General features: G+C 71.2%; 21 protein-coding genes. 10 read left to right on the plus strand and 11 right to left on the minus strand.

Features of this window, described 5'->3' with window-relative positions; translation table 11 throughout:
* Window positions 1-114 precede the first annotated feature (114 nt).
* Complete coding sequence (locus AB0J55_RS15965; RefSeq protein WP_364249499.1) at window positions 115-468, plus strand: cupin domain-containing protein; 354 nt, start codon at window positions 115-117, stop codon at window positions 466-468.
* Between the two features lie 56 nt (window positions 469-524).
* Here the strand turns inward: AB0J55_RS15965 and AB0J55_RS15970 are convergent, their stop codons facing one another.
* The 3 genes from AB0J55_RS15970 to AB0J55_RS15980 all read right to left on the minus strand — a co-directional run bounded on the left by AB0J55_RS15970 (window position 525) and on the right by AB0J55_RS15980 (window position 3,820).
* A complete protein-coding gene (locus AB0J55_RS15970) occupies window positions 525-992 on the minus strand; it encodes a DUF6319 family protein (protein ID WP_364248397.1) in 468 nt (155 codons plus the stop codon).
* A 142-nt stretch (window positions 993-1,134) separates the two neighbouring features.
* Window positions 1,135-3,117, minus strand: a complete 1,983-nt coding sequence (gene acs, locus AB0J55_RS15975; protein ID WP_364248398.1) for an acetate--CoA ligase — start codon at window positions 3,115-3,117, stop codon at window positions 1,135-1,137.
* Window positions 3,118-3,217: 100 nt separating this feature from the next.
* Window positions 3,218-3,820, minus strand: coding sequence for a GNAT family protein (locus tag AB0J55_RS15980; RefSeq protein ID WP_364248399.1), 603 nt, complete (start codon window positions 3,818-3,820; stop codon window positions 3,218-3,220).
* Between the two features lie 112 nt (window positions 3,821-3,932).
* Here AB0J55_RS15980 and AB0J55_RS15985 point away from each other — a divergent pair, with 112 nt between their 5' ends.
* Together AB0J55_RS15985 and AB0J55_RS15990 are read left to right on the plus strand one after the other, a co-directional pair.
* Entirely contained in the window at window positions 3,933-4,430 is a 498-nt protein-coding gene (locus AB0J55_RS15985) for a phosphoribosyltransferase (protein WP_364248401.1), read from the plus strand.
* Complete coding sequence (locus AB0J55_RS15990) at window positions 4,423-5,145, plus strand: oxidoreductase (RefSeq protein ID WP_364248403.1); 723 nt, start codon at window positions 4,423-4,425, stop codon at window positions 5,143-5,145. Before AB0J55_RS15985 ends, AB0J55_RS15990 begins: the two co-directional genes overlap by 8 nt.
* Here AB0J55_RS15990 and AB0J55_RS15995 read toward each other — a convergent pair.
* The 7 genes from AB0J55_RS15995 to AB0J55_RS16025 all read right to left on the minus strand — a co-directional run bounded on the left by AB0J55_RS15995 (window position 5,142) and on the right by AB0J55_RS16025 (window position 14,884).
* A complete protein-coding gene (locus AB0J55_RS15995; RefSeq protein ID WP_364249501.1) occupies window positions 5,142-6,233 on the minus strand; it encodes a HoxN/HupN/NixA family nickel/cobalt transporter in 1,092 nt (363 codons plus the stop codon). The two genes, AB0J55_RS15990 and AB0J55_RS15995, sit on opposite strands and share 4 nt — an antisense overlap.
* Window positions 6,234-6,286: 53 nt before the next feature.
* Window positions 6,287-7,216, minus strand: coding sequence for an N-acetylmuramic acid 6-phosphate etherase (locus AB0J55_RS16000; protein WP_364248405.1), 930 nt, complete (start codon window positions 7,214-7,216; stop codon window positions 6,287-6,289).
* Window positions 7,217-7,239: 23 nt separating this feature from the next.
* The gene (locus AB0J55_RS16005; protein WP_364248407.1) at window positions 7,240-8,241 is read right to left on the minus strand and encodes a MurR/RpiR family transcriptional regulator; all 1,002 of its coding nucleotides are present in this window, start codon (window positions 8,239-8,241) and stop codon (window positions 7,240-7,242) included.
* 211 nt (window positions 8,242-8,452) lie between these two features.
* Window positions 8,453-10,219 carry a serine hydrolase gene (locus AB0J55_RS16010; protein ID WP_364248409.1) on the minus strand — a complete coding sequence of 589 codons (1,767 nt, stop codon included), beginning with the start codon at window positions 10,217-10,219 and terminating at the stop codon, window positions 8,453-8,455.
* Between the two features lie 11 nt (window positions 10,220-10,230).
* Window positions 10,231-11,487, minus strand: coding sequence for a DUF1343 domain-containing protein (locus AB0J55_RS16015; RefSeq protein ID WP_364248411.1), 1,257 nt, complete (start codon window positions 11,485-11,487; stop codon window positions 10,231-10,233).
* A complete protein-coding gene (locus tag AB0J55_RS16020; protein WP_364249503.1) occupies window positions 11,484-13,229 on the minus strand; it encodes a glycoside hydrolase family 3 protein in 1,746 nt (581 codons plus the stop codon). Before AB0J55_RS16020 ends, AB0J55_RS16015 begins: the two co-directional genes overlap by 4 nt.
* Before the next feature lie 824 nt (window positions 13,230-14,053).
* Window positions 14,054-14,884, minus strand: coding sequence for an HAD family hydrolase (locus AB0J55_RS16025; RefSeq protein WP_364248413.1), 831 nt, complete (start codon window positions 14,882-14,884; stop codon window positions 14,054-14,056).
* Window positions 14,885-15,500: 616 nt separating this feature from the next.
* On the opposite strand from AB0J55_RS16025, the gene ssd reads away from it, so the two are divergent.
* The 7 genes from ssd (at window position 15,501) to AB0J55_RS16060 (ending at window position 21,831) form a co-directional block, all read left to right on the plus strand.
* The gene (gene ssd / locus AB0J55_RS16030) at window positions 15,501-16,571 is read left to right on the plus strand and encodes a septum site-determining protein Ssd (RefSeq protein WP_364248415.1); all 1,071 of its coding nucleotides are present in this window, start codon (window positions 15,501-15,503) and stop codon (window positions 16,569-16,571) included.
* Between the two features lie 187 nt (window positions 16,572-16,758).
* Window positions 16,759-17,904 (plus strand): TadA family conjugal transfer-associated ATPase, encoded by a 1,146-nt coding sequence (locus AB0J55_RS16035; protein ID WP_364248417.1) that lies wholly within the window; start codon window positions 16,759-16,761, stop codon window positions 17,902-17,904.
* Window positions 17,905-19,001: 1,097 nt separating this feature from the next.
* Window positions 19,002-19,724 carry a type II secretion system F family protein gene (locus tag AB0J55_RS16040; RefSeq protein WP_364248419.1) on the plus strand — a complete coding sequence of 241 codons (723 nt, stop codon included), beginning with the start codon at window positions 19,002-19,004 and terminating at the stop codon, window positions 19,722-19,724.
* A 22-nt stretch (window positions 19,725-19,746) separates the two neighbouring features.
* Entirely contained in the window at window positions 19,747-19,923 is a 177-nt protein-coding gene (locus AB0J55_RS16045) for a DUF4244 domain-containing protein (RefSeq protein WP_364248421.1), read from the plus strand.
* Between the two features lie 20 nt (window positions 19,924-19,943).
* Entirely contained in the window at window positions 19,944-20,282 is a 339-nt protein-coding gene (locus tag AB0J55_RS16050) for a TadE family type IV pilus minor pilin (RefSeq protein WP_364249506.1), read from the plus strand.
* Complete coding sequence (locus AB0J55_RS16055; RefSeq protein WP_364248423.1) at window positions 20,269-20,640, plus strand: Rv3654c family TadE-like protein; 372 nt, start codon at window positions 20,269-20,271, stop codon at window positions 20,638-20,640. The genes AB0J55_RS16050 and AB0J55_RS16055 overlap by 14 nt, the downstream gene beginning before the upstream one ends.
* Before the next feature lie 573 nt (window positions 20,641-21,213).
* Complete coding sequence (locus tag AB0J55_RS16060; protein WP_364248425.1) at window positions 21,214-21,831, plus strand: bifunctional DNA primase/polymerase; 618 nt, start codon at window positions 21,214-21,216, stop codon at window positions 21,829-21,831.
* Window positions 21,832-21,915: 84 nt separating this feature from the next.
* Here the strand turns inward: AB0J55_RS16060 and AB0J55_RS16065 are convergent, their stop codons facing one another.
* The gene (locus AB0J55_RS16065) at window positions 21,916-24,810 is read right to left on the minus strand and encodes a DEAD/DEAH box helicase (protein WP_364249509.1); all 2,895 of its coding nucleotides are present in this window, start codon (window positions 24,808-24,810) and stop codon (window positions 21,916-21,918) included.
* Window positions 24,811-25,020 lie beyond the last annotated feature (210 nt).

The following is a 25,020-nucleotide window of genomic DNA, read 5'->3' on the forward strand; positions in this document are numbered from 1 at the left end:
ACCAGTGAAACACGGAAGCGGAATCGTGGCGAGACTCGGACTGTTTTCAGGTGCGCCTAAATAACGACTGCCTTACCTAAGTGGTCCTGTGTGGACTCTCAGCCGGTGCCGGTCATGATGGAAGGCATGGACGACCAGGTGTGGCAACCATTGACCGCGGTGGAGGGCTTGCCGCTCCTGGGCGGTGAGGGCCGCTTCCGGCTCCTGGAACGGGCGGCGAGTGGCCTGGCGTACCTGATCCACTACCCGGCGGGGGTGGCGTCGCCACCGCACGCGCACGACCACGACTCGATCGTCTATGTGCTGTCCGGCCGGCTGCGGGGCGCGGTCGAGGGGGTGGAGGCGGTGCTCGAACCGGGGGATTCGGTGGTGCACCCGCGCGGCGCGTCCCACCATGTGGAGGCGCTGACCGACGCGATGTGGGTCGAGTTCAAGTCGCCGCTGCCGGGCCGCCCGCCGATCGCCTGAAAAGCGGAAACGCCCGGCCCGCGCAAGGCGGACCGGGCGTTCCCCGGAGTGAAGCCTCAGGCGTCCAGCTCGGCGAGGGCCTGCTTGGCCTTCTCGAGCTCGGCCTCCAGCGCGGCGACCTTCGCGGCCTGCGCCTCGCGGGCCTGGTTGATCACCTCGTCGATCGGGCCGGACAGGTCCGCGTGCAGCTCCTTGGCCGCGCGCGAGACGGCGGCCGCCGGGATCTCGAGGCCCTTCGCGACCCACTTCGAGCCGTTCTTCAGCTCGGCCTGCCACTCGCCGTCGGCCGTGCCGGTCACCGTCAGGGTCAGCTCGACCGTGCGGGTCTTCTTCGCCGTCGACGCCGTCGCACCCTTCGGGCGGCCGCGCTTCGGCTTGGGGGCCTCTTCCTCGGCGGGCGCAGCGTCGCCCTCCGAAGAGGCCGGGGACGCGGACTCGGTGACGGCCGCCTCGTCAGTGGCAACAGCAACAGCCGGGGCTTCGGCAGCCGTTTCCTCGTCGTGCGTCAGGACATCCACGGTCATCGTCGTGTCGTCTCCTTGCCCGGGAAGTGGGTGTGGTTCGCGGCACAGCGTAGAACATGCGTTCGAGTCGTGCCACACGGGGTGTCATGACAGAGCCCTCCCGGCGCGAAGCCGGAAGGGCTCTGACAGGGAGAACGCTAGCTCACTCCTCCGACTTGCCCGACTTCAGGCCCGACGAGATCAGGTCCATCACCGACGAGTCGGCCAGCGTGGTGACGTCGCCGACCTGCCGGTTCTCCGCGACGTCGCGCAGGAGACGGCGCATGATCTTGCCCGAGCGCGTCTTCGGCAGCTCCGGCACGACCATGATCTGCCGCGGCTTCGCGATCGGCCCGATCTCCTTCGCGACGTGGTTGCGCAGCGCCTGGATGGCCTCTTCGCCCCCGTCGACGGCGTTGCCCCGCAGGATCACGAACGCCACGATGCCCTGGCCGGTCGTCGGGTCGGTCGCGCCGACGACCGCGGCTTCGGCCACCGTCGGGTGCGAGACCAGCGCCGACTCGACCTCCGTCGTCGAGATGCGGTGGCCGGACACGTTCATCACGTCGTCGACGCGGCCCAGCAGCCAGACGTCACCGTCGTTGTCGTACTTCGCGCCGTCGCCGGCGAAGTAGAAGCCCTGGTCCTTGAACCGCGACCAGTACGTCTCCTTGAAGCGCTCTTCGTCGCCCCAGACGCCCCGCAGCATCGACGGCCACGGCTTGTCGAGGACCAGGTACCCGCCGCCGCCGGGCCCGACCTCGACGCCGGTGTCGTCGACGACCTTCGCGGAGATGCCCGGCAGCGCCTTCTGCGCCGAGCCCGGCTTGGTCGAGGTGACGCCCGGCAGCGGCGAGATCATGATCGCGCCGGTTTCGGTCTGCCACCACGTGTCGACGATCGGGGTCCGGCCCGCGCCGATGTTCTCGCGGTACCAGATCCACGCCTCGGGGTTGATCGGCTCGCCGACCGAACCCAGCACCCGCAGCGACGAAAGGTCGTACTTCTCCGGGATTTCCGCGCCCCACTTCATGAAGGTGCGGATCAGCGTCGGCGCCGTGTAGTAAAGGGAGACCTTGTACTTCTGGATGATCTCCCAGTGCCGGCCCTCGTGCGGGGTGTTCGGCGTGCCTTCGTAGACGACCTGCGTGACGCGGTTCGCGAGCGGGCCGTAGACGATGTAGCTGTGGCCGGTGATCCAGCCGATGTCCGCGGTGCACCAGTAGACGTCTTCGCCGGCCTTGTGGTCGAAGACGTTGTGGTGCGTGTACGCGGTTTGCGTCAGGTAGCCGCCGGAGGTGTGCAGGATGCCCTTCGGCTTCCCGGTCGTGCCGGACGTGTACAGGATGAACAGCGGGTGCTCGCTGTCGAACGCTTCGGGAGTGTGCTCTTCGGACTGTCCGTCGACGAGCTCGTGCCACCACAAGTCGCGGCCGTCGGTCCACGGGACGTCGCCCTCGAGCTGGTCGCCCGTGCGCTTCACGACGATGACCTTCTCGACGGTTTCGGCGCCTTCGAGCGCTTCGTCGACGTTGGCCTTCATCGGCGCGGCCTTGCCGCGGCGGAACTGGCCGTCGGAGGTGATCACGATCTTCGCGGCGGCGTCGTCGACGCGGGCCCGCAGCGCCGTCGGGGAGAAGCCGCCGAAGACGACGTTGTGCAGCGCGCCGATCCGCGCGCACGCGAGCATCGCGAAGATGGCCTCGGGCACCATCTGCAGCTGGATCGCCACGACGTCGCCCGCGGTGACGCCCAGCGACGCGAGTGCGTTGGCGGCCTTGGAAACCTCGGTCTTCAGCTCGGCGTAGGTGATGTCCCGGGTGTCGCCCGGCTCGCCGACCCAGTGGATCGCGACCTGCTCGCCGTGCCCGGACTCGACGTGCCGGTCGACGCAGTTGTAGGCGACGTTGAGCTTGCCGCCGACGAACCACTTCGCGAACGGCGCATTGGTCCAGTCCAGTACCGTGGTCCACTTCGTGTCCCACGTGAGCCGCTCGGCCTGCTTCGCCCAGAACGCTTCGCGATCGGCATCCGCTTCGGCGTAGAGATCGGCCTTCGCGTTGGCCTGGCCAGCGAATTCGTCACTGGGCGGGAAGGTGCGGCTCTCGGTGAGCAGGTTGTCCAGGGCGGGGGACTGCTCGGTCATGGTTGCAAGGCCTCCTGTAGTGCGCCGACATGACGGCTAGCGGCACGCTAGCGACGTTAGTCCGCCTTGTAAAAGGTTGCACCCACGTTGCCCTGTGGTTTCACCGCCGCAGCCGAGCTCCGGTGACTAAGCGTTCGCTCAGCCGCGCCTTCGCGGCGGGCCATTCCGGCGCCAGCATCGAGTAGGTGACGGTGTCGCGGGACGAGCCGTCCGGCCGGATCCGGTGCGCCCGCAGGACGCCTTCGCGAAGCGCGCCAAGCCGTTCGATGGCGCGTTGCGAACGGAGGTTGCGGATGTCGGTCTCCCACGAAACGCGTTGCGCGCCAAGGGTTTCGAACGCGTGGGTGAGCAACAGCAGTTTCGACTCGGTGTTCAGCGCGGTGCGCTGCCAGTCGGCGCCGAGCCACGTGTGCCCGATCGAGAGGATCCGGTGCGCCTCGACGACCTGGTAGTACGACGTCGTCCCGGCGACCCGGCCGGAGGCGGCGTCGATCTGCGCAAAGGCCCGGCGTGCGGGGTCGGCGAGGGCCTGCTCGACCATCCGCTCGGCCGCGGGAAGATCCCCCGGCTGCCGGATGCTGAGCCACGCCCAGATGCCCGGGTCGGTGCCCGCTTCCCAGAGGCCCTTGGCGTGCGCGGGCGTCAGCGGCTCCAGGCGGACGTGCTCGCCGGCCAGGGTCGGGTGCGTGTTCCAGTCGCTCACCCGATCACGGTAGAGCGGGCATTGGCTGCTCAGGAGAGCCAATTTCCGAGCATTTCCGCAGGCCACTTCCGGGTTGCCTATGCTCGGCGGACCACGACGGAAGGGTGGCTCGATGGCCGAAGAGCGGGAAGAGCTGAGCTGGAAGCTGTTCGGCACGGCGAGCCGTGAACTGGCTCACACCATCGCCGAAGACGGCTTCGCGCCGGACCTCATCCTCTCCATCGCGCGCGGTGGCCTGTTCGTCGCCGGCGCCCTCGGCTACGCGCTCGACGTGAAGAACCTGCACGTGATGAACGTCGAGTTCTACACCGGTGTCGACCAGCGGCTCGACCTGCCGGTGATGCTGCCGCCGGTGCCCAACGTCGTCGACCTGGCGAGCAAGAAGGTGCTGATCGCCGACGACGTCGCCGACACCGGCGCCACGCTCAAGCTGGTCCGCGACTTCTGCCTCGAGCACGTCGCCGAGGTCCGCTCGGCCGTCGTCTACGAGAAGCCGCATTCGACGGTGAAGTGCGAGTACGTCTGGCGGCACACCGACCGCTGGATCAACTTCCCGTGGTCGGTCCTGCCGCCCGTGGTCTCCCGCGAAGGCCAGGTGCTCGATGCCTGATCCCCTGAAGCCCCTCCTCGACCTCGAAGGCGTCGCGGCGGCGGCGAAGTCCGCCCAGGACGCCGTGTTCGCGGTCCACCGCCTCCCGGCCAACCTCCGCGGCGGCGCGGCGACGGCGGCGGAAGCGTCGGTGCGGGCCGCCCGCGCGTCCGCCGGCATCGAAGGCGCCAACCCGGAACTACCTCTTGACGGCGCGGTCGCCGACCCGGTCCTCGCGGGTGCCCTGCGCGTCGCGGAGACCCTGGAGTCGCTGCTGCCGACGTGGCGCCGCGCGCCGCTGCAGGCGTTGGCGCGCCTGCACGTGCTCGCCGCGGCCGACCTCGTCGACCACCCGGACGCCCTGGGCCGCCCGCACTCCGGCGGCGGCCGGCTTGAGCTGCTCGCCCAGCTGGTGACCGGGGCGACGTCGGTGCCGGGCCCGGTCCTGACGGCGGTCGTGCACGGAGAACTGCTGGCGCTCAAGCCGTTCGGCAGCGCGGATGGCGTCGTCGCCCGCGCGGCCGCCCGGCTGACGATGGTGGCGACCGGTCTGGACCCGAAGTCCTTGAGCGTTCCCGAGGTGGCGTTCTTCCGCCGGGTGCCGCGTTACCTCGAAGCGGCGGAGGGCTTCGCGAGCGGGACGCCGGAGGGCGTACGCGCGTGGCTGCTCTTCTGCTGCGAAGCCTTCGAAGCCGGTGCGCGCGAAGCGAAGTCCATTTCGGACGCGGCTTCCTAATTGGACAGCTTCGCCGACCACTTCTCCTCGATCCGCCCGAACCGCCACACCGCGAGCGCGACGACCCACGTCAGCACGAACAACCCGACGATCCCGAACCCGACGTAGTCCAGGTCGATCGACGCGATCGCGGCCAGCGGCCCGGACGTGATGTCCAGCTTCTCGGCCAGGATCGACACCAGCTCGATGGTCCCGATGAGCAGGGCCACCGCGACCGACAGCGCGGTCACCGTGAGGTTGTAGAAGATCTTGCGCACCGGCTTCGCGAACGCCCAGCCGTAGGCGAAGTTCATGAAGCAGCCGTCCACGGTGTCGAACAGGGTCATCCCGGCGGCGAACAGGACCGGCAGCACGAGGATCGCGTACCACGGCAGCGCGAACGTCGCCGCGCCCGCGGCCAGCACGAGCAACCCGATCTCGGTCGCGGTGTCGAAACCGAGCCCGAACAGCAGCCCGACCGGGTAGATGTGCCACGGCTTGCGCACGGCCTTCGTCGCACCGCGCAGCAGCCGGTTCAGCACGCCGCGGTTGTCCAGCTGGCGCTCCAGCGCGGCCTCGTCGAACTCGCCGCGGCGCATCTGCTTGAAGACCCGCAGGATCCCGGCCAGCACCACGAGGTTCAGGATCGCGATCACGTACAGGAACACCCCGGACACCGACGTCCCGATCAGCCCGGTGGCCTGGTGCAACGCCGAGGAACCGTCCTCGACCTGGCCGGCCAGCGCGCGGACGCCGAGCGACAGCAGCAGGCACAGCGCGAAGACGATCGTCGAGTGCCCGAGCGAGAACCAGAACCCGACCGACAGCGGCCGCCTGCCGTCGGCCATCAGCTTGCGCGTGGTGTTGTCGATCGCGGCGATGTGGTCCGCGTCGAAGGCGTGCCGCATGCCGAGCGTGAACGCCGTGACGCCGAGCCCGATCCCGAACACCCCGGACGTGCCCAGCGCGTAGTGGTGCGGTGCGACGAACGCCGTGAGCACGCCCCAGCCCACGACGTTCAGCAGCAGGATGAACCCGCCCATCCCGCCGACCGACACCCACTCGCGACGCGACAGCCCACGCCGCGAGTCCTCCGTCATGCCCGCCATCCGCCACCCGCCCTTCCTCATCTGAGAGGTTAGGCAGATGAACAGATGACGGTCTAGCTCGCGCGCACCCTGAGAGAGTCCAGAGCCTTGCGCACGTGCCCGCCTGACGTGTGCAACGCCTTGGCCGCGCTCTTCACATCCTCTCCGGACAGCAGGTGCACCAGCGCCACCTTGAGGTCGCCCCCGGCCTCGGTGAGCGCGTCCGAGCAGTCCGCCATCGTCATGCCGGTGGCTTCCTGCAGGATCCGGATGGTCCGGCCGCGCAGCTTCGCGTTGGTGGCCCGCATGCTGACCATCAGGTTCGAATAGGTCCGGCCCAGCTTGATCATCGTCGCCGTGGAGAACGACGTCAGGATCATCTTCTGGGCCGTGCCCGCCTTCATCCGGGTCGAGCCGGCGATCGCCTCCGGGCCGGTGTCGACGGCGATGAGCACGTCGACGCCCGCCGGCTTGGCGGCCTTCGGGTTGCCCGACACCAGGCCGGTGCGGGCGCCCTGGCGCGACGCGGCCAGCAGCGCGCCCAGCACGTACGGCGTCCTGCCCGACGCCGTCAGCCCCAGCACGAAGTCGCCGGGCTGGACCATCGCGGCCATCTCGGCCGCCCCCGCCGCCGAGTCGTCCTCGGCGTTTTCGACGGCGTGGCGCAGCGCGCGCTCGCCGCCGGCGTGGTGCGCGATGAACCAGTCGCCCGGCACGTTGAACGTCGGCACCAGCTCGGCCGCGTCCAGGGTGGCCAGGCGCCCGGACGTGCCCGCGCCGACGTAGTGCACCCGGCCGCCCGCCCGCAGGGCGTCGACCGCGTAGTCCACGGCGTGCGCCACCTGGGGCAGCACCGCGGCGACGGCACCGGGGACCGTGCGGTCCTCGGCGTTGATCGCGCCCAGGATCCCCGCGGTGGACATCAGGTCGATGTCCTTGGTGCGGGGATTGCGGGTCTCGGTCGGCGAATCGACGTGCACCGCCTGCATGGGGACGGTCATCATGCGCCTCACTTTTTCTCCGGGCATTACTTGCCGGTTTCCCGCGGACGGCGACGACCGTCCGGCCTGACCCCCAAGCGGTGCGAGCCGACGGCGTCCCTGGTCGCGTCCAGGGCGCTGACCGACGCGTCCATGTGCCGCTGCGCGACGCCGATGAACAGGCAGTCGATGACGGTGAGCTGGGCGATGCGGCTCGCCGTCGCTCCCGAACGGAACGTGGTTTCCCGGGCCGCGGTCGTCAAAACGTGGTCGGCGACCTCGGTGATCGGGGAGCGCGGGAAGTTCGTCACGGCGATGGTGATCGCGCCGTGCTCGCGCGCCACGCGCAGCGCCTCGACGGTGTCGGTGGTCGCGCCGGTGTGCGAGACGCCGATCGCGACGTCACCGGGGCTCAGCACCGCGGCCGAGGTGAGCATGATGTGCGTGTCCGACCACGCGAAGCACACGCGGCCGATGCGGTGCAGCTTCTGCTGCAGGTCGGCGGCGACGAACGCGCTGGCGCCCACGCCGTAGACGTCCACGCGGCCGGCGCTGGCGACGACCTCGATCACCCGCTCCAGGGTGGCGACGTCGAGCTGGTCGGCCGTCTCCTCGACCGCGCGCGCGTCGGCGAAGCTGACCTTGCCGATCACGGCGGCCAGGTCGTCCTCCGGGCCGATCTCGCCGCCCAGGTTGCGCGTGGTGCGCGCCTCGGTGCGGGCGGTGTCCGCGGCCAGCGCGATGCGCAGCTGCGGGTACCCGCCGACGCCGACGGCCTTGCAGAACCGCGTCACCGTGGTCTCGCTCGTGTTGGCGGCCAGGGCCACCTCGGTGATGCTGCGCCGCGCCACCGACGCGGGGTCTTCCAGCACCACCTTGGCCACGCGCTGCTCGGCGCGGGCCAGGCCGGGGAGGAGCGACCGGATCCGCACCAGCGGGCTGGAGTCGGCGTCACGCACGGTCGTCTGGACCGATACGGGCTCGGACGGTGCCGTGCCGACTACGGATTCGGTATCACTCACCGTCGGAAAGTTACTAACCGTTGGCATTTGCGACAAGGCTACCCACACCCTTCGGTACGATCGCAACCCGTCCGTGTCTGCGGATCTGGATTTGCGATTAATCGTTGACCAGAAAGTCGCCAACAGGGTCAACCTTGTTAACGAGGTCAAGCTAACGACTTGGCAACTTAGTGTCGCGGTGCAAGCAGCAAGCGGACGGTAAATTCCGGCTTGTGGTCGACGTTCGGCGACCAGGCGGTCACCGGGAGCTCAACTGCCAACCCTCTGCAACGAAAACGGCGGGGTCTCGTTCACCGTCGAGGAGTGATCGGCCGCTCTCGGTGACTTTCACACCGTCCACCGAAACTCCGCGGCCCGTGTAACTCGGGTCGGTGCTGTAACGCCAGCGCAGGCTCACCGTGGCGCCCTGCGGCAGCGCGCCCACCGCCCGCCACCAGGTGCGGTGCCCGTGTCCGGAGAGCGACGTCACAGCTCCGGAGGGTGCCCCCGGGCCCGATACCGATAACGTGATCGGTTGCCAGTTAACGCCGTCGGTGCTGGCCTGCAGCTGAAGTGGATCACCCGGACCTTCGGTATCCACGAAGGCAGCGAACGAGACGCGGGCACGATCACTTTGCGTGGTGAACGCGCGAGTGCTCAGCGTAGCGACACCGGCGTTACCCAGCGTGCTCGTCCAGGCGTCCTTGCCGACCACCGGCCGCACCGCCATCGCCCTGGCCAGCGACGTCGCCCACACCTGGCGGGCGGTGTTGATCGAGCCCCAGTTCCGGGTCGGGTGCACCCGGTTGGTCAGCAGGATCGCGAACGACCTCGACTCCGGGTCGATGACCAGCGTCGTTCCGGTGAACCCGGTGTGCCCGGCGGTGACCGGCGACGCCAGCGCGCCCATGTACCAGGGCTGGTCGAGTTCGAAGCCGAGGCCGTGCGAGTCGTCCGGGAACTGCTGGTTGTAGTTCGTCAGGAGTTGCCGGACGGTCTCCTGGCCCAGGATCCGGTGCCCGCGGTAGCTGCCGCCGTTGAGGATCGCCTGCGCGAGGTTCGCCATGTCGCCCGCGGTGCTGAACACGCCGGCGTGCCCGGCGACGCCGCCCAGCGACCAGGCGTTCTCGTCGTGCACGCTGCCGCGCACCATCCCGCGGGGCGGGTTGGCCTCGAACTCCGTCGCGGCGATCCGGTTCAGCTTCGCCGCGGGCGGGTTGTAGCCGGTGTCGACCATGCCCAGCGGCGCGGTGATCCGGTCGTGGACGACCTTGTCGAGCGGCTGCCCGGTCAGCTTCTCGACGATGAAGCCGAGGGTCAGCAGGTTGATGTCCGAGTAGAGGTACGTCGTCCCCGGCTTGTTCTTCAGCGGGCTGTCGAGCACGGCCTGCCGTCGCGACGGGATGTCCGGGTAGCCGGCCCACAGCGACGGGATCGGGTCGGCGTCGAACCCGGAGACGTGCGTGAGCAGCATCTTGACCGTGATGGCGGCCTTGTCGCCGGTGGCGAACTCCGGGAAGAAGCGGCTGACCGGGGTGTCGATGGTGAGCTGCCCGCGTTCGACCAGCTGCATCACCGCGATCGAGGTGAACAGCTTCGAGATCGACGCCATGTCGAAGATCGTGTCGTTCCGCATCGGAACCTGCTGGTCGGCGGGCAGTTCGGTGCCCTTCGCGTCGGCGTACCGCAGCGCCCCGCCGACCACGTACCGGTCGACGACCACGCCGTCGTGCGCGAGCAGGCCGACCGCGCCGGAGAAGTGCGGGTGCCCGGTCGTGTCCGGCTTCGTCCAGCTCGCCAGGAAGTCCTCGGCCGCCCTGATCGGCGCCGGGTCCAGGTTGACCTCCTGCGGGCGGCCGTCGCGCAGCGTCGTCCACGGCGGGGCGAACCCGTGCTGCGGCCGGTCGAAGCGCCCGGCCGCGGGATCGTGGCTGGTGATGGCGCCGGCTCCCGAATCGGACACGGTCAACGTGGTCAGCGCGACCAGCACTCCGGTGGCCGCGACGAGGACCTTCCTAGCACGCATGAGTCTCCCCCTCAGCGGTACAGCAGGTAGCGGCGGCGTTTCCGGTCGAACTCGGCCAGCTCGGCCCGCCAGGCCCCGGTGACCTCGTCGACGCCCGCGCCGGCGTCGACCATGGTCCGGAGCCGGTCGGACCCGGACAGCTTGTCGATGTAGTTGTCGGGGCGCCAGGCGAAGACGTCCGGGTGCAGCGCCTTCGCCGTGACGATCATGGCGACCGCGGTCCGGATCGCGTCGAAGGCCCGCGGGTCCTCGACGCTCACCTGCACGCCCCCGCACGTCTGGTTGGCGAACTTGCTGAACGTGGGGACGAAGTAGGTCTCGCGGAACTTCGCTCCGGGCAGCCGCTCGCCTTCGAGCTTCTCGCGCCAGCGCCAGTCGAGCCCGGGCGCGCCGATGATCTCGAACGGCCGGGTCGTGCCGCGGCCCTCGGAGAACACCGTGCCTTCGAACATCCCGGTGCCCGGGTAGACGAGTGCGGTGTCCGGCGTGGGCATGTTCGGGCTCGGGAGCACCCAGTTCAGCCCGGTCCGCGCGAAGAGCGTGTCGCGCTGCCAGCCGCGGACCTGCACGACGTCGAGCTGGAGTTTTGCGTCCGGCAGGAACTCCCCGGCGAAGAAGCGCGCGAGCTCGCCGACGGTCATGCCGTGCTGCTGGGCGATCGGCTGCCGCCCGATGCCGGAGGCGAACTTGGGGTCGAGTACCGGCCCGGCCGCGCGGCCGCCGAGCGGGTTCGGCCGGTCGAGCACGACGAGGGCCGCGTTCGTCTGCGCGGCGGCGGCCATCGCGGTGTAGAGCGACCAGATGTAGGTGTAGAAGCGCGCGCCGACGTCAGCGATGTCGAACACGACCGTGTCGACGCCGGCCTTGGTGAACAGCGAAGCGAGCTTCGTCGCGTCGACGCCGTACGCGTCGTACACCGGGACGCCGGTCCTCGGGTCGGTGTAGTCGCCCTCGGAGCCGCCGGCCTGCGCGCTGCCGCGGAAGCCGTGCTCGGGCCCGAAGGCCGCGACCGGCTTGACGCCGGCCGCGACCATCGAGTCGACGATGTGGTCGCCGTTCAGCAGCACGCCGGTCGGGTTGGACAGGACCCCGAGCTTGCGGCCCTTCAGGGGACGCCAGCCCTGCGCGGCCAGCTGTTCCGCGCCCGTGAGGACGCGTCCGTGGCTTTCGGCCTGCTCCGGGTGTGCCCCGGCCACGGCCGAGCCGCCGGCCAGGGCCGGGACGGCCAGCGCGCTCGCGCCGAGGAAGTGGCGCCGGTTGAGGTTCACCAGGTCAGCCCGTGGCCGAACGGGTACTTCACGGTCTTCAGGTCGGCGCCCGCCGGGATGTCCACCGGCAGTTTCCCGACCGGTTTAGTCTCGCCGAGGATGACCTTGGCCAGCGCCTCCAGGGTCGGCGTGATGTAGCCGTAGGTGGCCAGCCAGGTTTTCACGGTGGTCGGGTAGCCGGCGTCGTAGGGGATCTGCGCGGCGACCGCGACGACCGGCTTGCCGGTGGCCTGGAGGGCGTCGAGCAGCTTGGTCTGCCGGGGGAACGCGCCGATGTTGTTGGTCAGCACGACGACCAGGTCCGCGTTCCCCGCGTTCGCGACGGCCTGCGCGATCTGGGCGTCGGTCGGGGCCTGGCCGGTCTGGTAGGCCGTTGCGGCGGTGCCGTGGGCGGTCAGCTTCTGCGCCAGCGACGCGGTGGTGGAGACGCCCCAGCCGGTGACGAGCGCGGTCGCGGGCTTCTGCGTCAGCGGCAGGAGACCGGCGTCGTTCGCGATGGCCGTGATGCCGCGGTCGGCGATGTCCTGCGCGGTCTTGAGGCTGGACGGGACGCCGACCGTCTGCATCACCCGGTTCGGGTCGACGAACGGCGAGAACAGGATGCCGCGTTCGAACTTGAGCTTCAGAACGCGCAGCACGCTCTGGTCGATCCGCCACATCGGGATGTCCCCGGACTTGACGGCGGCGAGGACCGAGTTGATCGCGACGTCGAGGTGCACCGGCATCAGCAGCTGGTCGACACCGGCCTTGAGGGCGAGGACGGGGATCTCGGCGTCGCTGTGCATCTCCCGCACGCCCTGCATCTCGAGCGAGTCGGTGATGACGACGCCGTTGTAGTGGAGTTCGCCCCGCAGCTTCCCGGTGACGATCGGCTTCGACAGCGTCGCGGGCTCCAGCGACGGGTCGAGGCTGGGGAACTGGATGTGCGCGGTCATGATCGCGTCGATGCCCGCCTTGATGGCGGCCTTGAACGGCGGCACGTCGATGTCGCGCCACGCCTGTTCGGTGCGGTCGATCCGCGGCAGGCCGGTGTGGCTGTCGGTGGCGGCGTCACCGTGCCCGGGGAAGTGCTTGGCGGTGGCGGCGACGGTCTTCGTCGGCAGGCCGGAGTCCTGGTAACCCTTGACCTCGGCGGCGACGAACTGGCTCGCGAGGCCGGGCTGCCCGGCGAACGAGCGCACGCCGATGACGGGGTTGGCCGGGTTCGAGTTGACGTCGGAGTCGGGCGCGAAGTCCTGGTTGATGCCGACGGCCCGCAGTTCGTGCCCGAGGATGGTGGCGGCCTTGGTGGCCCGGTTCGGGTCCCGCCCGGCAGCGATGGCCATTGAGTTCGGGAACTCGGTGGCCGGCGCCCCCATCCGGGTCACCGTGCCCCCTTCCTGATCGGCCGCGATCTGCAGCGGGATGTGCGCCCCGCTCGTCACCGCGGCCTGCTGGAGGCCGTTGGACAGCTTCGCGACCTGCACCGGGTCGTCGAAGTTGTCGCGGGAGTCGTTGTTGAAGTAGATGACCCCGCCGAGGTGGTACTTCTCGATCACCTGCGCCGGGGTGTCGACCCCGAAGTCGGTCCGGTTCTTCGGGTTGACCTCGTCGGCGGTCTTCCCGTTCACCCAGGTGACGAACAGCTGGCCGACTTTCTGCTCGAGCGTCAGGCCACGCAGCGCCTGCGTCGCGGCGGCTTCCGCGCTCACCGCGGGTGAGCTCGCCGCGGTCGCGACACCCACACCGGTGAGGGCGAGCACCCCCGCAACGGGCAGGGCGAGCGCATGGAACCTCCGATTTCGGGTCGTCACGACCAGCCTCCCAGAAGTAGCGGGCGCCGGTCAGGACGTCAGAAGTCCACTCGGAGGCGCCAGTATCGGGAAGCTACTCACCGAATCCGGCGCTGTCCATCGACCGACCGCACGAACGCGCCAGTCGTACCCGGATCGGTAAGAAAGCGCCCCCACGCTGCGGCCGAACGAGTGAAGGCCGAGTCCCGCGCTCAATCACGTGAGTGACGCCCCGTGTCGACCCTCCAGTCACGCGTGTCGACCCTCCAATCACGCGTGTCGACCCGCCAATCACGCGTGATGCCCCGCCAATCACGGCCGATGCCCGGCTGATCACGCGTGATGCCCGATTCCGCACGCAGGCCCGCGGTGCCGACCCCCCGAATAGACGAGGCGGCGCCCGTAGCCAATGGCCACGGGCGCCGCCTGCAAAGCGCGAACTTCTCGGGCGACCAAGCGTGCAACTCTGGTCGTACCTACATGGACTCGGCGTGTGGCGTCCCACTACGCAGTCCCTAGACGACGAGCCTCCCGCGGCGCGCTGCGCGTGGGTACCCGGAGTCCGCGCACGGAGGTTTGCCGGGGTGGAACAGGCTTCTCTTCTACCTGCTCCCTGGCCGACCGAACGTCCGCACCTACTTTCTACGCCGTGAGCCGGATCACTTCAAGTGCGCGGACGGGTGCACCGGTACAGAGGCTGAATCGGGTGACATCGGCACCCTGCGCGACGGACAATTCGGGGCTGGGCCTGGCAAAGTGGCAGCCGTACGGCCGTGTGGGTGGCCGTCGTGCGGCTACCGGGACCGTCGGCGACGGCTGATGCCGTACCAGGTCGCACCGGCGGCCACCGCGCCGACGCCGAGCGCCACGATTCCCGCCGATCGGGTGGGGATCCGGGTGCGCAGCGACATCGGCCGCTCGAAGGCCAGGATCGGCCAGCCGCGGTCGAGGGCCTCCCGCCGCAGGAGCTTGTCCGGGTTGACCGCGTGCGGATGCCCGACGACCTCGAGCAGCGGGATGTCGGTGCTCGAATCCGTGTACGCGAAGCACTCGGCGAGGTCGTAGCCGTGGGTGGCGGCGAGCTGCTTCGCGGCGACGGCCTTGTTGGCGCCGTAGCAGTAGAAGTCGACTTCGCCGGAGTAGCGGCCGTCGACGATCTGCATCCGCGTGGCGACGCTCCGGTTCGCCCCGAGCATCTCCGCGACGGGCGCGACGACCTCCTCACCGGTCGCCGACAGCACGATCACGTCGTGCCCGTCCGCGCGGTGGCGCGCGATCAGCTCCGCCGCCTCCGCGTACACGAGCGGATCGACGACGTCGTGCAGCGTCTCGCGCACGATCGCGGAAACCTGCGCGACGTCCCAGCCGGCGCACAGCGCGGAAACTTCGGCGCGCAGGCGCTCGGTCTTGTTCTCGTCGGCGCCGGCGAGTGAGAACACCAGTTGCGCGTACGCACTCCGCAATGCGGCACGGCGGTTGATCAATCCTTCTTTCAGCAGCGGTTTGCTGAACGCCAGCGCGCTCGACGAGGCGATGATCGTCTTGTCCAGGTCGAAGAACGCGGCCACCGCGTGCTCCGGGCCCGGCTTCCGGATGCGCGACGGCGCGCTGCTCGGTTCGGCCACCCGCCCAGGATAGGAGCTTGATCGCGGCACGTCCCGTTGATCCACCACGCGCGCGTCGCGGCGGGCGGAAAATCCATGACAGGCAGGCACTTCGGGCGCGCCGTGCCGTTACCGAACTGTGTGCCTCGCCCGGCGCGCGAACCGGCGCTCGGCGGAGTTACAGTGAGGGAGCCCGGTGTCCAACCGGGCCGGTTCAGTCCGACCCCCCGGGGCTGAACCCACGGCGGCCCCCGTCCCTCCCCCCTGGCGGGGGCCGCCCTCTTACCTTCCGTTTGCCTTCGCCGGTTTTCTTTTCCGCGAACGGATTCCGGCGGCCTCGATCTTCTTGCCTTCCTCTTACCTTCGGCGATTTCCGTCGCCGGCCGGACGCCGATCGTGATCGAACCCGGATGCGGATATCCGCGCCCATTTCCGTCGCAGGTGCGTCGCGGGCGGGCGCGATCCTGCCACAGCCCACCGACAGAACCGGCTCGCGAGCGGCTCCCCGGGCCCAAGTTGTCCACAACACCCCGGTTGTCCACAACCGGCCACCCACCCCGTTGCGCCGCCCCACCCCCGCCCCCGACGGTGGAAGCCGGGCCACCCAAGGCCCGCACCGACGACGGGGGAGGAACGCATGACGGGGGAACGACCGCTGGTGGTCGCCGCGGACGAAACCGTGCTCGACGAGATACTGCGCGTGGCGGCGGTCGCGGGCTGCGAGCTCGACCGGGCACCGGACCTGACCGCGGCCCGCGGGCATTGGGCCAGGGCACCACTGGTGGTGCTCGACGAAGAAACCGTGCGGCTGGCACCCGTACTGCCCCGGCGCGGCGGGGTCGTCCTGGTCTGCAAGGGCAGCCCGGGCACCGCGACGTGGGAGCACGCGTTCCGCTGCGGCATCGAGCGCGTGATCTCGTTGCCGGACGAGGAGACCGAGCTCGCCGGCACGTTCGCCGACGTCGTCGAGACACCGGCGGAGGAAGCCGGCTTGGTGCTCGGCGTGGTCGGCGGCCGGGGTGGCGCGGGCGCGTCGGTCTTCGCCGCGGCACTGGCGCTGGCGGCCGACCGTGACCAGGGCGGCGCCCTGCTGGTGGACTGCGACCCGCTCGGCGGCGGTCTGGATGTGTTGCTGGGCTTGGAAAAGACGCCCGGACCCCGCTGGCCGGACGTCCGGTTGAGCGGCCGCGTCTCGGTGTCGTCCCTGGCGGCGGTCCTGCCACGGCGGAGGCATCGCGGCGGCAGCCTCCCGGTGCTCGCGTGCGGCAACGAGGGCGAAGGGCCGGCGGTCGAATCGCTGTCGGCGGTCGTGTCCGCGGGCCGCCGTTCGGGCCGCACGGTGGTGTGCGACCTGCCCCGCGCCCTCGGCGGCGCGGCCGCGGAAGCGGTTGCGGTGGCCGACATGGTGGTCCTGGTGGTGCCGACGGAGGTCCGGGCGTGCCTGGCGGCGAAGCAGGTCCTGCGCCGGTTGTCGGATCTCACGGCCCGCCTCGGCGTGGTCGCGTGTGGACGGTCGAGGGCCGCGTCCGCCGCCCGGACGGCGGCCCTCCTCGGCCCGCCCCTGCTCGCCGCGATGCCCCCGGAGCGCGGCCTGGCGGCCGACGTGGAGCGCGGCGAGTTCCCGGCCAAGCCCTCAGGTCCGCTGGCCACGGCAGCGGCCGAAGTGCTGACGGCGGTCCGCAGCGAAGCCCGGGCGGCGTCCCGATGACCGCGCCCGCCGGCCTCCGCCCCTCGAGCCGCCCGGTCGCCGTGGGCGAGCTCCTGCTCCCGACGGTCCTGCACCTGACGACCAGAGGTCCCCGGAGCGCGGCGAACTTCTCGACGCTGCTGGCGTCCTCGCCTGGCTCCGGCACGCGCGTCACAGCCTGCGTCCCCCCGACGAAGGCGATGAACTCATGACGACCGACTTCGTGGACCGCGTCCGCAACCGCCTCGCCGGCGATCGCCGCCAGGCCGACCCGGTCGCCGTCGCGACCGCGGTCCGCGCCGAAGGCGGCGGCGTCCTCGGCCACGACGCCGCGCTCGACGCGGCCCGCCAGGCCCGCGACGAGTTCGTCGGCCCCGGTCCACTGGCCCCGCTCCTCGAGGACCCGGCGACCACGGACGTGCTCGTCACCGGTCCGGACGAGGTCTGGACGGACGGCCCGGCGGGCCTCAAGCGCACCGGCATCCGCTTCGAGGGCGAAGAATCGGTCCGCCGGCTGGCCCAGCGCCTCGCCCTCGTGGCGGGACGGCGCCTCGACGACGCTCAGCCGTACGTGGACGGCTGGCTCCCCGGCTCCGGTCCCCACGGCCGTATCCGCCTGCACGCCGTCCTCTCGCCGATCGCGGCCGGCGGCACGTGCCTGTCCCTGCGCATCCTCCGCCCGGCGACGCACGACCTCACCACCCTCGGCGAACTGGGCGCGTTCGACGCCGACGGCGCGAACCTGCTCCGGACCGTCGTTTCGCGGCGGCTGGCGTTCCTCGTCACCGGCGGCACGGGAGCGGGCAAGACCACACTCCTGGCCGCGCTGCTGGGCGCGGTCGACCCGGGCGAGCGGATCGTCTGCGTCGAGGACGCCGGCGAGCTCCGGCCGGCGCACCCGCAGTTCGTCAGCCTGGTCGCCCGTCCGGCCAATGTGGAGGGTGCGGGCGCGGTGGGCCTGCCCGAGCTCGTCCGCCAGGCGCTGCGCATGCGCCCGGACAGGCTGGTGGTCGGCGAGGTCCGCGGCGCCGAGGTCGGCGCCCTGCTCACGGCGCTCAACACCGGCCACGACGGCGGCGCGTGCACGGTCCACGCCAATTCCCCGGCCGAGGTGCCGGCCCGCATCGAGGCGCTGGCGGCCCTCGGCGGCCTCGGCCGCGACGCGGTGCACAGCCAGTTGGTCGCGGCGATCCGCGTGGTGCTGCACATGCGGCGCGAACCAAGCGGCCGCCGACGCCTGACGGAGGTGGGCGTGCTCCGCACCGAGCGCGGCCGGGCCCGGGTCGTGCCGGTGTGGCGCGCGGGCCGCTGGACGGTCGACCGCCACCTCTTCACCACCACATCTCCGTGTTGATCAGGAGGCAGCGATGATCACCCCATGGGTCCCGTTGTGCGCGGGAGCGGCCCTGGCTTGCTGGCCCGCGGCACCGACCCGCCTCCAGGCCGCACTCGAGCCACCGGCGACGACCCGGATCCCAGGCGTGTGGCGCACCCTCCGCTGGCTGTTCCCGCTCGCACTGGCGGGATTGCTCGCCGGCCCAGGCGGCGCCATCGCGGCCGGCGTCCTGACGCTGGCGTGGAGCCAGGAGTGGCGAGCCCACCACCGAGCCACCGCGGACCTGACAACGGCGGCACACACGGCATCGGCGTTGCGGACAATGGTGGCGGAGCTCCGAGCGGGAGCCCACCCGGTAACGGCAGCAGAAGCAGCAGCGTCCGCCGTCCCCTCGCTGGCACCGGACTTCCAAGCCCTGGCAACAGCGGCCCGCCTCGACACGGAACCGACCGCACCGGCCCTTCCCCAACTGGCAGCGGCCTGGAAGCTGGCCAGGCGCCACGGCCTCCCGATGGCCGACGTACTGGAAGCAACCCGCCGAGACGCCGAAGCGGCCCTGGCATTCACCCGCCGAGCCCGGGCAAAGCTGGCAGGCCCCCAGGCAAGCGCGGCGGTACTGACGGCCCTCCCGGCCTTGTGCGTGCTGCTCGGACAACTCATGGGCGCAGCTCCGCTCCCGGTACTGACAGACAGCATCCCGGGCCAAGTCCTGTTGGTAACAGGCAGCGCCCTCCTCTGGGCAGGAACGACCTGGTGCCGCTCCTTGACGAGCAAGGTCCGCGCCCGATGAACGCGGCCGCAGCACAACCTCGGCCGGAATCGGTTCCAGTCGTTGACCGGGCGGCTGCCGCTGCGGTGACCGCGCCTGCGTTCCCACTATGGCCGGGAGCGGCCCTGCCACCAGCAGGCGCGGTCTGCCGTCACGCCCTGACCGGATTTGGTGCGTGCCCGGTGAACGCGGCCGCAGCGCAACCTTGGTCGAGGTCGGTTCCATGCGCTGACCGGACGGCTGCCGCTGCGGTGAACGTGCCTGCGTTCCCACCTTGGCCGGGAGCGGCCCTGCCACCAGCAGGCGCGGTCTGCCGCCGCCCCCTGACCGGACGGGCGCGTACCCGATGAACGCGACCGCCCTCCTCCTTCTCGCCGGAGCCCTGCTCACCTGGCCGGACAACACAGCCGCGCGGCGATTCGCCTGGCTGACCGGCACCCCCGAACCCGACCGCACCCGCAAGTGGCACCGAGCCATCCCGCACATCGCGGCCACCCTCGGCGGCGCCTCGGCAGCGGTCCTGATCGGCGGCATCACCGGCGCGGTCGTGGGCGCGATCCTCACCGCGACCGGCTGGTGGGCGATCCGCCGGACCCGCCGCCCGCGTCCACCGGCCGCGGACATCGCCGCCAGGCTGCGGTTGGCAGGAACCCTCGACCTCCTCGCCGCCTGCCTGCGCGCCGGGCTGCCGGTGCCATCGGCCCTCGACGCCGTGGCCGGCACAGCGCCCACCCCGGTCGACGCGGCGCTGAGCTCCACCGCCGGACTGCTCGCCCTCGGCTCCCGGCCCAACGAGGCGTGGGAGCCAGTGCGAACGATCCCGGGCCTCGGCGAGCTGGTGGCCGCAGCGATCCGGACGTCACGTTCAGGCGCAGCCTTCGCCGCATCGGCCGGCGACCTCGCCGCCCGCATCCGCGACGAGCTGGCCACCGAGGCGGAGGAGCGCGCCGAACGGGCCGGCGTGGCCCTGGCCCTGCCGGTCGGCCTGTGTTTCCTGCCTGCCTTCTTCTGCCTGGGCGTGCTGCCGGTCGTCCTCGGCCTGGCCGGACGGCTCGGCCCCCTCCTCTGACTACGAACCGAAGGGAATCCTCATGCGCACGTTCCGCCGCCGACCCCGCTCGGACGACGGCTCCACGACGGTCGAGTACGCCATCGTCACCGTCGCAGTCGCGGCCTTCGCCGCTGTCCTCTACGCCCTGCTCACCGGAGACTCGGTCGTCTCGTGGCTGACGAATCTGGTCATGAAGGCGTTGTCGGTGCCGTCATGAGCCGCCGTGACGAAGGCTCGGTGACCGTCGAGGCGGCGCTCGGCCTGGCCGGTCTGACGGTGGTGACCGTGTTGCTGATCGCGGGCCTCACGGCGTTGACGAGCCAGTTGCGCTGCACGGACGCGGCCCGCGAGGCCGCCCGGCTGCTGGCGAGGGGCCAACCCCACGAGGCCGCAGCGGCGGTCCACCAGATCGCCCCACCGGGCGCGAACCTGACGTTCGAGCAGGTCGGCGACACCATCAAGGTGAAGGTGACGGCCCTCCCAGCCGGCGGCCTCCTCCCGGCGGTGCACCTGAACGCCACGGCCTACGCAGTGGCCGAGCCAGGCACGGAGGAGGCGACGGATGCCCCAGGCTGACCGGCAACCACCGGCACAAGGACGGGACAGCGGAGTAGCCACGATCTGGACAGCGCTGTCAGTAACAGCACTGGCGGGAGTGGCGGCGCTGGCATGCTGGCTGGCGGCGGCCGTCATAGCCCGCCACCGAGCCGAGTCGGCGGCCGACCTGGCCGCCCTCGCAGCGGCCTCCCACGCGGCGGAAGGCCCGACCGGAGCGTGCGAGCGCGCGAGGTGGGTGACGAAGCAGATGGGGGTCACCCTCATGACCTGCCGATGGCAGCAGCTGGATGCCCTGGTCGAGGTCGAGGCCCCAAGCCCCGGTCTCATCGGCCTGCCCAACCCCTCGGCCCGCGCCCGCGCCGGCCCCGCAGGCTGACGACCGTGCCCTCCACGCCGGCCTCAGGAGCCGACCATCGTGGTGGCCGAGGTGACAGCGCCGGTCTCGCGGGCTGACGGCCGCCGGAGAAGACCGCGCCCGCCCGCAGGCCGACCGCCGTCGCCGGCCGGCGGCTCTCCCGGTCGCGCGCCCACGGCGCCGTTCGCCGGACGCCGACCGGTCGGTATGCGGCGATGACCGGCTGATCCGTCCGGCCTCGCGATGAGCGGCTGATTGTCACGGGCAGCGGTCGTTGGTGCACGGCGAGCGGTCGAATCCGCTGCTCACCTGGGCCGAAGGGCGGCTTCCCGGCCGCCGGCCGCGCCTCCGAAACGTGAAGGATCCTGGGCTTTCGCACGACGAACGGTCCGTGTGTGGTTGCCGTTTACCGCCCATCCGCGCCCGGGTGTTCGGTCGGGCCGTATGGATCACTGGGCGTTCATCGCCCCGTAACCACCGGTTGTCGCGCGGGGGTTCCGGGCAATGTGCAACTTGCCGTTAAGTGAGATGTGCGACACCACGACAGGGTCTAGCGGGGTCGCGGCGAACCGGACCTTGAAGGCAGGAAAGACAATGTTGGACGCGAATTGGCCGGACAGCTGGCGCGGCGCCTTCCGCATCGAACTGCGGGCGGAGGCGATCGGTCTCGCCTGGCGCGGCTGGCCGGTGCTCCCGGGCGTCAACCCCGCTCCGCTCACCGACGGCGACGACCTCACCTGGCGCCGTCCCGTTCCGGCCAGCGACGCCTGGCGTGAGCAGCTGGGCACCCACGCCCACGAGGTCGCCACCTGGTTCTCCGACCGCACGCACAGCCTGCTCGTCGCCACCGGCACCGTGCTCGACGCCATCGAGGTCGACGACGAACTCGGCAAGCGCGCCTGCCGCCTCCTCCGCGCCATCGGCCACCCCGCGCCGATCATCGCGCTGCCGAACGGCCGCTGGCTGTTCCTCACCACCGTCGCCGACAGCGTTCCGGCCGAGCTGGCCGAGCGCGCCGCCATCCAGTGGCACGGCAAGGACAGCTACATCCCGCTGCCGCCTTCGCCGTTCCAGCACGGTGTCGTGCACTGGCGCGTGAAGCCCGAGGTGTGCGGCTGGCAGCTGCCGGACGCCGCCGAGGTGCACGACGTCCTCGTGCGAGCCCTCGCCGGCGAGCGCGCCCCGCAGCTGGTCCAGACCAGCGCGGCCTGAACCACCCGCACCACCGCCGCCGGCCGGTCCCAGCCCGGGCGAGGCGGAGCAGGACACAACTCCATGAACCACCATGTGGCCGTCCTAGGCGCCGTGTTGACGCAACGCCCCGAGCACGGTGTCCAGAACGGCCACTGCCCCCGCCTTGTCCAGCGGCTCGTTGCCGTTCCCGCACTTCGGCGACTGGACGCAGGACGGGCATCCCGTCGGGCACTCGCAGGAGACGATCGCCTCCCGCGTTGCGGCCAGCCACGGGACAATCGCGGCATAACCGCGTTCGGCAAATCCCGCACCCCCGGGATGCCCGTCATGCACGAACACCGTCGCCTCCCCGGTGTCTTCGTGCCACGCGGTACTCACCCCGCCGATGTCCCACCGGTCGCACGTAGCGAACAGCGGTAGCAGGCCGATCGCCGCGTGCTCGGCGGCATGCAGGGCACCGGGGACCCGTGCCGGAACCAATCCGGCACCCCCCGGTGTCCTGCCACCCTCGTGAGCGGGCCCCCGACCGCTCGCCAGGGACTCCTCCCCGGTCCCCACCGGCCCCGCAGATTCGGTCCCCACCCGATGGCCCCCGGTCCCCGCCTCGCCATCACCCGAAATGCCGGAGCCACCGGCAGCACTGGAGTGGCCGGCGGCTGAGGCCGAACTCCCGGCCGCCGCGAGCTCGCCCACACCACCGGAGCTGTCCGTCGCCGCGGAGGCAGGCGCACCGCCCGGGTTGCTCACGGTGCCGGAGTCCACCGCGGAGCCGAACGCCCTGCCCGGGCCGCCCGCAGTCTCAGCGCTGACTGTCGCCGAGCCGCCCACAGTGCCGCAGCCCGCCGCGGAGCGGGGCGCGCCGCCCGGACCGTCTACAGCCTGGGCGCTGGCCGCCGCGGAGCGGGGCGCGCCGCCCGGATCGCCTACAGCCTGGGCGCTGGCCGCAGCCTCGATCGAATCGCCAGCCGCGGTCGCGGAGCCGCCCGCGCCGGAGCCGTCCGCGAAGCCGGCCTCGCCGCCCGGTTCCTCCGCAGCCTCGGCGCCGACCGCAGCCACGGAACCGCGCGAACCGCCGCGCCAGCCCTTCCCACCACCGACAGCCGGTCCAAGCAACTCCGTCGAAACCGTGTACCAAACCGCTCGCGTCCGCAGGCTCTGCTCCGGCAAATCGAGCGCCGTGTGGTCCAGCACCTCCCCGGACGGCCGCCGCCGTAAGTACCCCACCACCTGCGACGTCACCGCCACCTCGCCGAGGCAGATGCTCACCCCGCCGTAGTCCTGCTTCTCCTGGGTGCTCAGCACCGAGATGTCCACGACCTCGCGCGGCGTCGTCGTCCAGTCCGGGTTCTCCGCGTGCACCAGCGCCAGCCCCGTCTCCAGGTCCAGCTCGTCGACGACGTACGACGACCCCTGGTGCAGGTACACCGCGCCCGGGTGGACCGCGAAGCACGCCGAGCCCGGGTCGACCGTTCCGAGCATCCGGCCCGAGTCCGACTCGACCACCGCTATCTGCTCGCCGCCCGTTCCGCGGATGCCGACTTCGGCGTGCGGCCGCTCCCGGGAAGTCCAGTACCAGCCGCTCGACCGGCGTCGCAGCAGCTTCTGTTCCGCCAGCTCGGCCAGCACCTCCTGGGCCGCCGCGCCGCCGAACACCTCCAGCTCCGGGACCGTCAGCGGCAGCTCGGCCACCGCGCACGCCAGCTGCGGTGCCAGGACGTACGGGTTCGCGGGGTCCAGCACCGCCGTCTCGACCGGCCGCGAAAGCAGCGCCGCCGGGTGGTGCACCAGGTACGTGTCGAGGGGGTCGTCCCGAGCGACGAACACCACCAGCGCCGAGTCGCCCGACCGGCCCGCCCGCCCGGCCTGCTGCCAGAACGACGCGAGCGTGCCCGGGTAGCCGGCCAGCACCACCGCGTCCAGCCCCGCGATGTCGACGCCGAGCTCCAGCGCGTTCGTCGTCGCCACCCCCAGCAGACGACCCGACAACAAGGCCGCCTCGAGCGCGCGACGCTCCTCCGGCAGATAGCCAGACCGGTACGCCGCAACGGTTTCCGCCAGCGCAGAGTCCACTTCGGACAATATGCGACGCGCTCCCAGCGCGGCCAGCTCCGCGCCCCGCCGAGACCGGATGAAGGCCAGCGACCGCGCCCCTTCCACCACCAGGTCGGCGAGGATCCGCGACGCCTCCGCGCCGGCCGGCCGGCGGACCGGCGCGCCGTTCTCCCCGGTCAGCTCCTCCAGCAACGGCGGCTCCCACAACGCCACCGTGCGCGCCCCCCGAGGCGACGCGTCCTCCGTCACCGCGACACACGAGACGCCCGTCAGCCGTGAAGCGAACGAAGCCGGCGAAGCCGTCGTCGCCGAAGCGAGCACGAACACCGGCGAAGCGCCGTAGTGCTCCGCCACCCGCCGTAGCCGGCGAAGCAGCAAAGCGACGTGCGAGCCGAAGACGCCGCGATAGCTGTGGCACTCGTCCACCACCACGTACCTGAGCCGCCGGAAGAACGTGGCCCACCGGCCGTGCGCCGAGAGGATCCCGCGGTGCAGCATGTCCGGGTTGGTGAACACCCAGTTCGCGTGCGCGCGCACCCAGTCGCGCTCCGCCATCGGCGTGTCCCCGTCGAACGACGCCGCCCGCACCCCCGGTACGTCCAAAGAGGACACGGACCGCAGCTGGTCCGCACCCAGCGCCTTGGTCGGCGACAGGTACAGCGCGTTCGCCTTCTCGCCCGCGGCCAGCCGCGAGAGCACCGGCAGCTGGTACGCCAGCGACTTGCCCGACGCCGTGCCCGTCGAGACCACGACGTGACGGCCCTCGTACGCGTGCGAAGCCGCCTCGGCCTGGTGCGCCCAGGGAGCCGAAACCCCGCAGTCACGCAGCGCAGCGACAACCGCCGGATCCACCCACGACGGCCACTCTGCGTAGCGCGCAGCGCGGCCCGGCAGGTCCGCCACGTGCGTGACCGGGTGCTCGCGCGACGGGATGCCGGCGGTCACCCGCCTCAGCAGCCGCTGCCCACGTGATTCGTCCACCTGCCGAGCTTGGCACAGGGGTCCGACAGTTCCGCCCATCCCCAGCTGCGCCAACGGATCGGCATCAGAGTGATCGTTCAAGTGAGGAGGCTCACAAGGTAACGGAATGTACCGTCCCCGGGACGGCGTGAAGACGCTGGTTGCGATACCAATACACTCCCGCAATCCACACCC

Origin of the sequence: Amycolatopsis sp. NPDC049688 (assembly GCF_040674975.1) — a bacterium.
Lineage (GTDB): Bacteria > Actinomycetota > Actinomycetes > Mycobacteriales > Pseudonocardiaceae > Amycolatopsis.

Coding starts and splice junctions, on each gene's coding strand:
- AB0J55_RS16060 (WP_364248425.1), top strand. CDS start 21,214: ATGTTGGACGCGAATTGGCCGGACAGCTGGCGCGGCGCCTTCCGCATC.
- AB0J55_RS16010 (WP_364248409.1), bottom strand. CDS start 10,219: ATGCGTGCTAGGAAGGTCCTCGTCGCGGCCACCGGAGTGCTGGTCGCG.
- AB0J55_RS16055 (WP_364248423.1), top strand. CDS start 20,269: ATGCCCCAGGCTGACCGGCAACCACCGGCACAAGGACGGGACAGCGGA.
- AB0J55_RS15990 (WP_364248403.1), top strand. CDS start 4,423: ATGCCTGATCCCCTGAAGCCCCTCCTCGACCTCGAAGGCGTCGCGGCG.
- AB0J55_RS16045 (WP_364248421.1), top strand. CDS start 19,747: ATGCGCACGTTCCGCCGCCGACCCCGCTCGGACGACGGCTCCACGACG.
- AB0J55_RS16005 (WP_364248407.1), bottom strand. CDS start 8,241: ATGCCAACGGTTAGTAACTTTCCGACGGTGAGTGATACCGAATCCGTA.
- AB0J55_RS16035 (WP_364248417.1), top strand. CDS start 16,759: ATGACGACCGACTTCGTGGACCGCGTCCGCAACCGCCTCGCCGGCGAT.
- acs (WP_364248398.1), bottom strand. CDS start 3,117: ATGACCGAGCAGTCCCCCGCCCTGGACAACCTGCTCACCGAGAGCCGC.
- AB0J55_RS15995 (WP_364249501.1), bottom strand. CDS start 6,233: ATGGCGGGCATGACGGAGGACTCGCGGCGTGGGCTGTCGCGTCGCGAG.
- ssd (WP_364248415.1), top strand. CDS start 15,501: ATGACGGGGGAACGACCGCTGGTGGTCGCCGCGGACGAAACCGTGCTC.
- AB0J55_RS16000 (WP_364248405.1), bottom strand. CDS start 7,216: ATGATGACCGTCCCCATGCAGGCGGTGCACGTCGATTCGCCGACCGAG.
- AB0J55_RS16040 (WP_364248419.1), top strand. CDS start 19,002: ATGAACGCGACCGCCCTCCTCCTTCTCGCCGGAGCCCTGCTCACCTGG.
- AB0J55_RS15970 (WP_364248397.1), bottom strand. CDS start 992: ATGACCGTGGATGTCCTGACGCACGACGAGGAAACGGCTGCCGAAGCC.
- AB0J55_RS15965 (WP_364249499.1), top strand. CDS start 115: ATGATGGAAGGCATGGACGACCAGGTGTGGCAACCATTGACCGCGGTG.
- AB0J55_RS15985 (WP_364248401.1), top strand. CDS start 3,933: ATGGCCGAAGAGCGGGAAGAGCTGAGCTGGAAGCTGTTCGGCACGGCG.